Source organism: Erwinia sp. PME.40.26/001 (assembly GCF_055556675.1).
Window position 1 is genome coordinate 229,452 of the sequence record NZ_JBVHNP010000005.1, and the last position, 12,304, is coordinate 241,755.

Consider the following 12,304-nt stretch of genomic DNA (forward strand, 5'->3'; position numbering starts at 1 on the left):
TTTGTTATTACCCTCATTGGAGTTATTTGGACACCTGCCACTGCCGTCAATAATTCTTTACAGAACTCTGATGAGAGTTTGGTGTCTTCCTGTGTCTGCACGCATCTTTCCATTCGTAGCCTGGTTAATCTAGCCCGAAAATGCTACTAATCTCTTATTCTGGTAACAAGAGGAAAATATGTATTACAAAATGTAAAAATCACGGAACTTTGTGAGTCATCTCTAAATTTACAAAAATAAAAAAAGGCCAGCGAGGCTGACCTTAGTATATATATGAATTTCTTATATTTAATGCAGAAATCAGAACGTCGCGTTGCGTGGGGTGCGTGGGAAGGCGATAACATCCCTTACATTCTGTACGCCGGTGACATAGGCGATTAATCGTTCGAAACCTAAACCGAAACCAGAATGGGGAACGGTGCCGTAACGGCGCAGATCGCGATACCACCAGTAATCTTCTTTATTCAGACCCATTTCGGCCAGGCGGGCATCGAGCACATCCAGACGTTCTTCACGCTGTGAACCCCCGATGATTTCACCAATGCCAGGAGCCAGCACGTCCATGGCCGCCACGGTTTTACCGTCGTCGTTCAGGCGCATGTAGAAAGCTTTAATCTCTTTCGGGTAGTTTTTCACGACCACTGGCGCTTTAAAGTGTTTTTCGGCCAGGTAACGCTCGTGTTCAGAAGAGAGGTCGATGCCCCATGACACGGGGTTTTCGAAAGTCTGGCCCGACGCCAGCAGGATCTCAACGGCTTCGGTGTAATCCACCTGGGCAAAGTCGGTAGTGACAAAACGTTCCAGACGCGAAATCGCCTCTTTGTCAACGCGCTCGGCAAAGAAAGCCATGTCATCAGCGCGCTCTTCCAGCACGGCCTTGAAAACATATTTCAGCATGGCTTCGGCCAGCGCGGCATTGTCTTCCAGATCGGCAAAAGCAATTTCAGGCTCCAGCATCCAGAACTCTGCCAGATGGCGGCTGGTGTGGGAGTTTTCCGCACGGAAGGTCGGGCCAAACGTGTAGATCTTGGAAATGGCGCTGGCGTAGGTTTCACCGTTCAGCTGGCCGGATACGGTCAGAAACGCTTCTTTACCGAAGAAGTCTTCGTCGAAATTGACTTTGCCTTCCGGAGTGCGCGGCAGGTTTTCTAAATCCAGCGTAGAAACGCGGAACATTTCACCGGCACCTTCCGTATCTGACGCGGTGATCAGCGGAGTGGAAACCCAGAAGAAACCCTGCTCATCAAAGAAACGGTGCAGAGCCTGCGCCAGGGTGTGACGCACACGGGCGACGGCACCAATCAGGTTAGTACGTGGGCGCAGGTGAGCGACCTCACGCAGGTATTCAATGCTGTGGCGTTTAGCCGCCATCGGATAGGTATCAGGATCGTCCACCCAGCCGACCACATCCACGTGGGTAGCCTGAATTTCAAAACTCTGACCTTCGCCCGGGGATTCAACAACTTTACCGGTGATGGCAACGGAACAGCCAGTGGTCAGACGTAAGACTTCATCCTGATAATTATTCAGAGAATTATTCACGACAGCCTGAACGGGATTAAAGCAGGAGCCGTCATAAACGGCGATAAAGGAAATACCGGCTTTTGAATCTCTTCGTGTACGCACCCAACCACGTACGGTGACTTCACTGTCAACCGCGACCCGGCCGTGCAGTACATCCGCTACTGGCACAACGCTCATAATAATTCTCTCACTATTAATTAATCTGAATTGAATACCCCGAATTTAGGGTCTTGCTATGTTACTTGCCAGCCGATGATAAACAAGCGAATTCCGGCAGCAGAAGCAGATTTCTTTGGCGGGGGAGGGGATCGGGGGCCGGGATGGGGCGGCCCCCGCAGAAGGACTAGCTGGCTTTCTTCACCAACGGCAGGTCAAACGCTTTGCGCAGGGCACGCACAAAGGCTTTATCCTGGCAGATTGTTTTTCCCGGGCTGTCGGACAGTTTAGCGACGGGCTTGCCGTTACATTCCACCAGTTTAATAACAATATTAAGCGGCTTAACCTGAGGAATATCACAGGTCAGGCGCGTACCAATGCCGAAAATAACATTAATTCGCTGGCCGAAGTGGCGATAAAGTTCCACCGCCTTTTCCAGATCCAGATTGTCAGAAAAGACCAGCGTTTTGGTCAATGGATCGATGCCCAGCTGTTGATAATGAGTAATCGCTTTCTCCCCCCACTCCAGCGGGTCGCCGGAGTCATGGCGCAGTCCCTGATAGGCACTGGCAAACTCCAGACCGAAATCACGCAGGAAGGCATCCATAGTAATGCAGTCTGTCAGGGCAATACCTAACTGATCCGGGTACTCCTCCAGCCAGGATTGCAGGGCGGCGCGCTGGCTGTTGGCCAGTACCGGGCTGATCTGCTGGTGCGCCTGGAACCACTCGTGCGCCTGGGTACCTACCGGCATAATCTGTTGCTGCCGGGCCATTTCATAGTTGCTGGAGCCGACCAGCCAGGGAAATTCCTGCTTCAGCGTACTGACTATCGCCAGGTGAACATCATGCGAGAAGCGGCGGCGGGTACCGAAATCCATCAGGCGGAAGCGCGACATATCCAGACCGGCGGTGATCTCATTAAACTGCGCCAGCTTCAGTTTCAGCTGACTGACCGCCATGTCTGGCGTGACCTGCGGTGAACGATGGCGGTGAACTACTTCACTGATCAACGCCAGTAGGGGCACTTCCCACATGATCACTTCACGCCACGGCCCGCTGATGCGGATATCCAGCTTTCCCTGGTGATTGCGCACGCGAACCTGCGCGGGATCGTATCGGAAGGTACGCAGCCAGTTGAGATAATCCGGGGTGAAAAACGGCAGCCCGGCAAGATAGGTAAACTCATCCTCCGTCAGCGTCAGCGCGGCCATCATGTCGATTTGCTGTTGAATTTCATCGACATAAATGCCCAGCATATCATCACCCCGGCAGCGAAACTCGGCGGCCACCGTGACATCGTAATAACGATGGAACACCGCCTGCTGCATATGAAGCTTATAGGCATCGGTATCGAGAAGCGTAGTCAAAATCGGGGAAGCGTGTCGTGTCATGGTGCGTTTCAGCATCCTCTGGCGAAGAGCGTTATCCCTGGTTCAAATGAAGAAAAAGTCGCAGGAGTATAACCCGAATACGTATTTATTGAACCCGATCACAGCACAATTCAGTCGGGGTGGTCGAGGACAATCTGTGCGTTTGTTAATGAAATGTACCATTTCACCCGAAAGGCAGCGTTTAAGGATGATTCAACGTGGCAACCTGGTGATAACAGGAATAGACTTGAAAAGGTTAACTAATTATCGACGTGAGAAGGACTTATGACGCAACTGCCACAAGCCAAGAATCGCCATGACTATCGTGCCCCGGATTACACTATTACCGACATCGAACTGACGTTTAATCTGGATGCCACCACCACTCAGGTCACCGCCATCAGCCAGATTAAACGCCTGGGAGCCAGTGATGCCGACCTGCGTCTGGACGGTGAAGATCTGACGCTGATCTCGCTGCACGTTAACGACCAGCCGTGGCCACATTACCGGCAGGAAGAGGGCGCGCTGATACTCCAGCAGTTGCCGGACGCCTTTACGTTAAAAATCGTTAATGATATTCATCCTGATAAAAATACCGCGCTGGAAGGGTTATATAAATCCGGTGAAGCACTGTGTACCCAGTGTGAAGCTGAAGGTTTCCGCCATATTACCTGGTATCTTGACCGCCCGGACGTGCTGGCCCGCTTTACCACAACGATTATTGCTGAACAGGCACTCTATCCTTACCTGCTCTCTAACGGAAACCGTGTAGACGGCGGGCAGATGGAAGATGGCCGTCACTGGATGAAGTGGCACGATCCCTTCCCGAAACCCTGCTATCTGTTTGCCGTCGTGGCCGGCGATTTCGATGTGCTGCGTGACAGCTTCAAAACCCGTTCGGGTCGTGACGTTGCCCTGGAGATCTTTGTCGACCGGGGCAATCTTGATCGCGCTGACTGGGCGATGACCTCGCTGAAAAACAGTATGAAATGGGATGAAGAGCGTTTCGGCCTGGAGTATGACCTCGACATCTTTATGATTGTCGCCGTCGACTTCTTCAATATGGGGGCAATGGAAAATAAAGGGCTGAACGTCTTTAACTCCAAATATGTGCTGGCCAAAGCGGAAACGGCCACCGATAAAGACTACCTCGGCATTGAGGCGGTCATTGGTCACGAATACTTCCATAACTGGACCGGTAACCGTGTCACCTGTCGCGACTGGTTCCAGCTCAGTCTGAAAGAGGGGCTGACGGTCTTCCGCGATCAGGAGTTCAGCTCTGACCTGGGCTCCCGCGCGGTTAACCGCATCGATAACGTGCGTGTCATGCGCGGCTCTCAGTTTGCGGAAGATGCCAGCCCAATGGCGCATCCGATCCGTCCTGAGCAGGTGATCGAGATGAACAACTTCTACACCCTGACGGTGTACGAAAAGGGTTCAGAAGTGATCCGCATGTTGCATACCCTGCTGGGCGAAGCGAACTTTCAGAAAGGGATGCAGCTCTATTTCGAACGTCACGACGGCAGCGCTGCGACCTGCGATGATTTTGTCCAGGCGATGGAAGATGCCTCTAACGTTGACCTGTCACAGTTCCGTCGCTGGTACAGCCAGTCGGGTACCCCCGTGCTGTCCGTCCGTGACGACTACAACCCGGAGCTGGAGCAATACACGCTGCACGTCACACAGATGACTCCGCCGACGGCCGACCAGAAAGAGAAGCTGCCGCTGCACATTCCGCTGGACATCGAGCTGTATGACGGTGAAGGCAAGGTTATTCCACTACAGCATAACGGCCACCCGGTCCATCACGTGCTGAATGTGACCGAATCATTCCAGACATTTGTCTTTGATAAGGTGTATTTCCAGCCGGTGCCTTCTCTGCTGCGCGAGTTTTCTGCGCCGGTGAAGCTGGACTACAACTGGAGTGATGCCCAGTTAACCTTCCTGATGCGCCACGCCCGTAATGATTTTTCCCGCTGGGATGCAGCGCAGAGTCTGATGGCGAACCATATCAAGATTAACGTTGCCCGCCAGCAGCAGGGGCAGCCTCTTTCCCTGCCGTTGCACGTCGCGGATGCGTTCCGTGCGGTGCTTCTATCTGAATCCACCGATCCCGCTCTGATGGCCTTGATCCTGTCACTGCCCGGTGAGAATGAGATTGCTGAGCTGTTTGACATCATCGACCCACAGGCCAACGCGGTGGTGCGTGAAGCCCTGGTCCGTACGCTGGCGACCGAGCTGGAAGATGAGCTGCTGGCGGTGTATTACGCCAGTCAGACACCAGAATATCGCATTGAACACGCAGATATCGGTAAACGCTCGCTGAAAAACGTCTGCCTGAGCTATCTGGCCTTTGCCGACGCGGCTCAGGCCGACAGGCTGGTCAGCGCACAGTATCACCACGCCAATAATATGACGGACACCGTGGCGGCGCTGTCGGCCGCTATCGCGGCACAACTGCCGTGCCGTGCTGCGCTGTTAGCTGATTTTGATGAGCGCTGGCATCAGGATGGCCTGGTGATGGACAAGTGGTTTGCCCTGCAGGCGACCAGTCCGGCGGCCGACGTACTGTCTCAGGTACGCGCCTTACTTCACCATCGCTCCTTTACTCTGAGCAACCCGAACCGTATTCGCTCCCTGATCGGGGCGTTTGCTTCGGCAAACCCGGCGGCGTTCCATGCGGCGGACGGCAGTGGCTATCAGTTCCTGGTAGAGATCCTCAGCGATCTTAATACCCGCAACCCACAGGTAGCGGCGCGTATGATCGAGCCGTTAATTCGCCTCAAACGCTATGATGCCGGACGTCAGGCGCTGATGCGTAAGGCGCTGGAACAGCTGCAGGGGCTGGATAAACTGTCTGGCGATCTGTTTGAGAAGATCACCAAGGCACTGAATGCCTGATCCTGACGGGCGGAAAATAAAATAAAAAAATGGGCGATAATCCCGCCCATTTTTCTTTATATCGTTACCTGTCAGCCGTGCGCATATTGTGCTTGTTTTTGCACTGGCTGGCGTTTCATCACGCGATCCAGTACCTCCGATTCCAGTTCAGCCAGCCTGACCGACCCTTTACGCCGTGGTCGAGGCAGATCAACGGAGAGATCCAGTCCGATATTCCCTTCCTCAATCAACAGTACCCGGTCGGCCATCGCTACCGCTTCATTGACATCATGCGTCACCAGCAGTACGGTAAAGTGATGCTCCTGCCAGAGGGATTCAATCAGTTCCTGCATTTCGATACGGGTTAAGGCATCCAGCGCGCCAAGCGGTTCATCCAGCAGCAGCAGGCCAGGACGGTGGATCAGTGCACGGGCCAGCGCCACACGCTGTTTCTGACCGCCTGACAGCGCGGCGGGCCACTCCCCGGCGCGGTCGGCCAGGCCAACGGCATCCAGCGCGTCGAGCGCCCGATCTCTCCAGGCTTTTCCCTTCAGGCCCAGGCCAACGTTGTCGATCACGCTTTTCCACGGCAGTAGTCGGTCATCCTGGAACATCAGCCGGATATCCTCCCGCGCCTCGCTCAGGGGGGCGCTACCAGCCCGAAGTTCGCCGCTGCTGGCTTTCTCCAGCCCGGCCAGCAGGCGCAGTAGGGTGCTTTTGCCACAGCCGCTGCGCCCGACCACGGCGACAAACTGCCCGGAGGGAATATGCAGGTCAATATTATTCAGCACCGTGCGCTGGTTATACTGTTTGCTGACGCCGCTGATTGCCAGCGGCGTACCGGCATTAAGACGCGCCGGAGACGGGGTGAACTCGCTCATGCGTTTTCCTCTTTTAATTGATACGCCGGATGCCAGCGCAGCCACACGCGTTCCAGCAGCAGTGCGCTGACGTCAGCCAGTTTGCCCAGCAGGGCATAGAGAATAATCGCCACCACGACCACATCCGTTTGCAGGAACTCACGGGCATTCATCGCCAGGTAGCCGATACCGGCATTGGCTGAAATGGTTTCCGCAACGATCAGCGTCAGCCACATCAGGCCTAGCGCAAAGCGCACACCGACCATAATGGAGGGCAGGGCACCGGGCAGCACCACCTGAATAAACAGGCTCCAGCCTGACAGGCCATAGCTGCGCGCCATTTCCACCAGCCCGCGATCGATATTGCGGATACCGTGATAGGTGTTGAGATAGATCGGAAACAGCGTGCCCAGTGCTACCAGGAAGATCTTGGCCGACTCGTCAATGCCAAACCACAGGATCACCAGCGGGATCAGCGCCAGATGGGGCACATTACGCAGCATCTGTACTGAGGTATCCAGAAGCCGTTCGCCCAGTCTTGACATACCGGTAATTAATCCGAGTACCAGACCAATTGAACCGCCAATGCTGAATCCCACTGCTGCACGCCAGCTGCTGATGGCGAGGTGTTGCCACAGCTCACCGCTGGCCGACAGCTTCCAGAAGGTGACAATAACGGATCCCGGCGACGGCAGAATCCGGGTGGAAAGCCAGCCCAGCTGGGAGGCTAACTGCCATACTGCCACCAGCAGAACGGGTAACGCCCACGGCAGCAGGCCATTACCGATACGATTCAGGCTTTTACTCATGGCTCACCTCTAACTCTGCGACACTTTTTGTGGGGCGAAATCGTGGGCGACCTGTTCACCGTGTGCCTCAACCCGCTGTGGTTGCGGTATCTCCGGGATAGCCAGATCCAGATGCGGGAAGAGTAATTCACCCACGCGCCAGGCTTCTTCCAGATGCGGATAGCCGGACAGAATGAAGGTCTCGATGCCCAGATCGGCATATTCCTGCATCCGCGCAGCGACCGTCGGGCCATCGCCCACCAGTGCGGTCCCCGCGCCCCCGCGCACCAGGCCGACGCCGGCCCACAGATTCGGGCTGATCTCCAGCTGGTCACGCTTACCGCCGTGCAGCGCGGCCATGCGTTGCTGGCCTACAGAGTCTGTTTTCGCCAGCGCAGCCTGTGCTTTCGCGATGGTGGCATCGTCCAGGTGGGAAATCAGACGATCGGCGGCCTGCCAGGCCTCTTCATTCGTCTCGCGCACGATCACATGCAGACGAATGCCAAAGCGGACTTTACGTCCCTGTGCAGCCGCTTTGGCCTGCACCTGCGCAATTTTTTCTTTCACCTGTGCAGGCGGTTCTCCCCAGGTCAGATAGACATCGACCTGCTCGGCGGCCAGGTCCTGTGCCACTTCAGACGAGCCGCCAAACCACAGCGGCGGGCGTGGCTGCTGTACCGGCTTAAACATCAGGCGTGCGCCGCGTACGTGAATATGTTTACCTTCATAGTCCACCGTTTCGCCTTCCAGCACGCGTCGCCAGACGCGGGTAAATTCGGCAGACTCGGCGTAACGTTCACGGTGATCCAGAAAAACGCCATCCCCGGCCAGCTCTTCCGCATCGCCCCCGGTGACCAGGTTAAACAGGGCCCGGCCGTTAGACAGGCGGTCAAGCGTCGCTGCCTGGCGGGCAGCCTGAGTCGGCGAAATCACGCCAGGGCGCAGTGCCACCAGGAAGCGCAGACGGCGGGTCACCGGGATCAGCGACGCAGCCACCAGCCAGGCGTCTTCACAGGAGCGACCTGTCGGGATCAGCACGCCCCCAAACCCCAGATGGTCGGCGGCCTGGGCGATTTGTTGCAGATAGGCATGATCTACCGGGCGCGCCCCTTCGTTAGTGCCTAAGTATTTCCCATCACCGTGAGTGGGAAGAAACCAGAAAACGGAAAGACTCATTGTGTTACTCCTCAGTCAATGGGGGGAAGGGCCATGCCAGATGCGGCTGGAGATATCGACTTTCACCGGCATCAGGTGGCTGCTGTAAAAGAGATCGGCGGTCTGCTGCTGTGCCCGTGCTGTCTTATCACTCACCAGGGTGATGGTGGTCGGCGGGCGATGATCGAAGTAGGTTGAGATTACCGCTTTTGGCAGCCCCATCGCCTGCGCCAGCAGGTCAACGCTCTGCTCACGCTGGCTGTGGGTCAGGGCATCGGCCTGGCTGAAGGTATCCAGCACCTGCTGCAGGAATGCACCGTTTTTCTCGGTGAAGGGCCGGGTTGCCAGATAGAAGGAACCGGTCAGGTTGAGCGTGTCACCATTCTTCAGCACACGAACGCCGCCCTGCTGAAGGGCCGCAGAGTAATACGGGTCCCAGATGGCCCAGGCATCAACATCGCCCTGCTGGAAGGCAGCGCGGGCATCCGCTGGCGTCAGAAACGCAGGCTGAATATCGTTGAAGCCCAGACCCGCCTCTTTTAACGCGCGTAACAGCAGGTTGTGGGAGCTGGACCCCTTCTGAAAGGCCACTTTATGGCCCTTGAGATCGGCCACCGTTTTCAGCGGACTCTCTTCGCGTACCAGAATCACCTCCGCTTTTGGCTTGGGGGGTTCCGAACCGACATACAGCAGATCCGCCCCGGCGGCCTGGGCAAAAATCGGCGGAATATCACCCGTACTGCCCAAATCAATACTGTTGACGTTCAACGCTTCCAGCATCTGGGGCCCGGCGGGGAACTCCACCCATTTAATCGTGGTGTGAGGAAAGCGCTTCTCCAGTAGCTGATGTGATTTTGCCAGTACCATACTGACGGAGCCTTTCTGATAGCCGATTCGAATCGTTGCCGGCGCATCCGGGGAGGCTGCCGCCACGGCCTGACCGGCCAGCATGCCTGTGATGAATAGCGTGGTGATGAAGCGGGAAAACAGTGTCATCGCAACTCCCCTGTTCAGACGGCGGTGGCCAGCGGTTGATGCCGGCGCGCCAGAGCATGCCAGAAGGTATCGATTGACTCTGCCAGCCGTTCGGCGAGTATCGGTGTCAGCTCAGGCGTCCGGTCGTAGTGGCTGATTTGCGTATCATCAGCAAACACACCGTGCAGCACTTCCTGCGCTTTCAGCGCATTCAGTACCGGCTTAAGGGCGTAATCGACGGCCAGCAGATGAGCGACGGTGCCACCGGTTGCCAGCGGTAACACCACTTTGTGTTCCAGGGCGCGCTCGGGCAGCAGATCCAGCAGCGTTTTTAACGCGCCGGCAAAGGAGGCTTTATAAACCGGCGTAGCGACGATCAGGCCGTCAGCGGTGTTGAGATCTTCCTTCAGGGCCAGCAGGGCGGGGGAGTCAAAGCGGGCGTACAGAAGATCTTCAGGATTGAAGTTATGCAGGTTCCACGGTATGACCTCGACACCTCGTTTTTCCAGCGCATGCTGGCAAATTGTCAGCAGCGCGGTGGAGCGGGAAGGAAAACGGGGGCTTCCCGCCAGAGTAATAACGCGCATAACCTCTCCTTATAACTAAAAGTTATTGATAACCAGAATTCAAGAACCGATGACTCATCCTGACAGAGCCCGTTTGGACGCTTAAATGATTTATCCGGCATATTTTTGCCGTTTTGCACATAAAGCCTGGGGGAAGGGGGAGTGAAGGGCGAAAAAAATCGTTATTCAGGCGTGCTTTTGCGCCAGGTCATTTCCCTTTAACCGAGGAAACCGGGATAATACGACCCCGATTTTCCATCGGGACCTCAGGAGTGACCATGTATTACCCTTTCGTTCGTAAGGCGCTGTTTCAGCTCGATCCTGAGCGTGCGCACGACCTGACTTTGCAGCAGTTGAAGCGCCTCTCCGGCACCCCGCTGATCGGCCTGATCCGCCAGTCGCTGCCTTTTAAACCGGTAACCTGCATGGGGCTGACCTTTAAGAACCCTCTGGGTCTGGCCGCAGGCCTTGATAAAAACGGTGAGTGCATTGATGCGTTCGGCGCGATGGGATTTGGTTCCATTGAAATAGGCACGGTCACCCCGCGCCCACAGCCGGGGAATGATAAGCCACGGATGTTCCGCATCGTGGCAGCGGAAGGGATCATCAACCGCATGGGCTTCAATAATCTTGGCGTGGATAACCTGGTTGAGAATGTCAAAAAAGCCCACTTCGACGGTATCCTTGGCATTAATATCGGCAAGAATAAAGACACCCCTGTAGAGCAGGGTAAAGAAGATTATTTAACCTGTATGGACAAGATTTATGCCTATGCCGGTTATATTGCCATCAATATTTCCTCGCCTAACACACCCGGACTTCGCTCTTTACAGTACGGTGAAGCGCTCGATGATTTACTGGGCGCGGTGAAACAGCGGCAGAATGATCTTCAGCAGATCCATCATAAATATGTTCCTATGGCGGTGAAGATCGCGCCGGATCTATCAGAAGAAGAATTGATCCAGGTGGCTGACAGTTTAGTGCGCCATGAAATAGACGGTGTGATTGCGACCAATACCACGCTGGATCGCGATCTGATAAAAGGATTAGCGCATGCGGAAGAAGCGGGTGGATTAAGCGGCCGCCCTGTCCAGTTACGCAGTACGGAGATCGTCCGCCGTCTGGCTCAGGAATTACAGGGTCGCATTCCGATTATTGGTGTCGGCGGCATTGATTCACTGGTTTCAGCGCGTGAAAAAATCGCGGCGGGGGCATCACTGGTACAAATATATTCCGGATTTATTTATAAAGGCCCGCCGCTGATAAAAGAAATTGTGACTCATCTCTAGGTAAAATCTGAGTTAAATATGCCAGGGGCTTTATTTTCGCCTCTGGCTCGTTTATATTTTGTGCTGTTCACACAATATTCAAAATTTACAGAGGGGACTGAGCGCGTAAAGTTAACCTCTGCTTTCCGGAAAAATGAATTAAACCTCCGGCTATTTGTCACTCAGTATTAATACAGGAACCATGATGAGGATTAAACCAGACGATAACTGGCGTTGGTTCTTCGACGCAGAACACGACCGGATGATGCTCGACCTGGCTGATGGTATGTTGTTCCGTTCACGCTTTCCGCGCAAAATGTTAACGCCTGACGCCTTTGATGTTTCTGGTTTTTGTGTCGATGATGCCGCGCTGTTTTTCACCTTCGACGAGCGCTGTCGTGATGCGCCGCTCAATGCCGATCAGCGTGCTGAACTGGTGCTGAATGCGCTGGTGGCCACCCGTTTCCTCAAGCCGTTGATGCCCAAAAGCTGGCACTTTGACAGCTTTATTCAGGGGAACTGGCGGCCGGGAGACGGTGAACTGGTGAATGTCAAAGTGTCTGAGAGCGGTGAAACGGGCACACTGCTGGTGGTCGAGTCCGGCGACAGCGCCGCCCTGTGCCTGCTGGCCCAGCCGCAACTGAGCGTGGCGGGTCGTGGCATGGTGCTCGGCGATGCGATTAAAATCATGCACGACCGTCTGCTGCCTCAGGCCAGCGCTGACGGGATCCGCTTTGCCCGCGCGGTATAAGCTACCGCG

At 55.2% G+C, this 12,304-nt stretch carries 10 protein-coding genes; 3 read left to right on the top strand and 7 right to left on the bottom strand.

The window, feature by feature from the left end; all coding sequences use genetic code 11:
* Positions 1 to 300: 300 nt before the first annotated feature.
* Together asnS and pncB are read right to left on the bottom strand one after the other, a co-directional pair.
* On the bottom strand, positions 301 to 1,701 hold the full coding sequence (asnS, locus tag ACZ3HG_RS16060; protein WP_191936455.1) for an asparagine--tRNA ligase: 1,401 nt from the start codon (positions 1,699 to 1,701) through the stop codon (positions 301 to 303).
* 166 nt (positions 1,702 to 1,867) lie between these two features.
* Positions 1,868 to 3,073, bottom strand: coding sequence for a nicotinate phosphoribosyltransferase (pncB, locus tag ACZ3HG_RS16065; RefSeq protein ID WP_191933278.1), 1,206 nt, complete (start codon positions 3,071 to 3,073; stop codon positions 1,868 to 1,870).
* 264 nt (positions 3,074 to 3,337) lie between these two features.
* Between pncB and pepN the strand changes: the two genes are divergently transcribed.
* Positions 3,338 to 5,953 (top strand): aminopeptidase N, encoded by a 2,616-nt coding sequence (gene pepN, locus ACZ3HG_RS16070; RefSeq protein ID WP_191933277.1) that lies wholly within the window; start codon positions 3,338 to 3,340, stop codon positions 5,951 to 5,953.
* A gap of 71 nt (positions 5,954 to 6,024) precedes the next feature.
* Here the strand turns inward: pepN and ssuB are convergent, their stop codons facing one another.
* The 5 genes from ssuB to ssuE are packed head-to-tail and all read right to left on the bottom strand — an operon-like array spanning position 6,025 to position 10,297.
* The gene (gene ssuB, locus ACZ3HG_RS16075; protein ID WP_465333381.1) at positions 6,025 to 6,813 is read right to left on the bottom strand and encodes an aliphatic sulfonates ABC transporter ATP-binding protein; all 789 of its coding nucleotides are present in this window, start codon (positions 6,811 to 6,813) and stop codon (positions 6,025 to 6,027) included.
* Positions 6,810 to 7,601, bottom strand: a complete 792-nt coding sequence (ssuC, locus tag ACZ3HG_RS16080; protein ID WP_191933275.1) for an aliphatic sulfonate ABC transporter permease SsuC — start codon at positions 7,599 to 7,601, stop codon at positions 6,810 to 6,812. The genes ssuB and ssuC overlap by 4 nt, the downstream gene beginning before the upstream one ends.
* 9 nt (positions 7,602 to 7,610) lie before the next feature.
* The gene (ssuD, locus tag ACZ3HG_RS16085) at positions 7,611 to 8,756 is read right to left on the bottom strand and encodes an FMNH2-dependent alkanesulfonate monooxygenase (protein WP_191933274.1); all 1,146 of its coding nucleotides are present in this window, start codon (positions 8,754 to 8,756) and stop codon (positions 7,611 to 7,613) included.
* A gap of 15 nt (positions 8,757 to 8,771) precedes the next feature.
* On the bottom strand, positions 8,772 to 9,731 hold the full coding sequence (locus ACZ3HG_RS16090; protein WP_191933273.1) for a sulfonate ABC transporter substrate-binding protein: 960 nt from the start codon (positions 9,729 to 9,731) through the stop codon (positions 8,772 to 8,774).
* 14 nt (positions 9,732 to 9,745) lie between these two features.
* On the bottom strand, positions 9,746 to 10,297 hold the full coding sequence (gene ssuE, locus ACZ3HG_RS16095; RefSeq protein ID WP_191933272.1) for an NADPH-dependent FMN reductase: 552 nt from the start codon (positions 10,295 to 10,297) through the stop codon (positions 9,746 to 9,748).
* A gap of 257 nt (positions 10,298 to 10,554) precedes the next feature.
* On the opposite strand from ssuE, the gene pyrD reads away from it, so the two are divergent.
* Positions 10,555 to 11,565 carry a quinone-dependent dihydroorotate dehydrogenase gene (gene pyrD, locus ACZ3HG_RS16100; protein ID WP_465333385.1) on the top strand — a complete coding sequence of 337 codons (1,011 nt, stop codon included), beginning with the start codon at positions 10,555 to 10,557 and terminating at the stop codon, positions 11,563 to 11,565.
* Positions 11,566 to 11,749: 184 nt separating this feature from the next.
* A complete protein-coding gene (locus tag ACZ3HG_RS16105) occupies positions 11,750 to 12,295 on the top strand; it encodes a cell division protein ZapC (RefSeq protein ID WP_191936459.1) in 546 nt (181 codons plus the stop codon).
* The last annotated feature ends 9 nt before the right edge of the window (positions 12,296 to 12,304 follow it).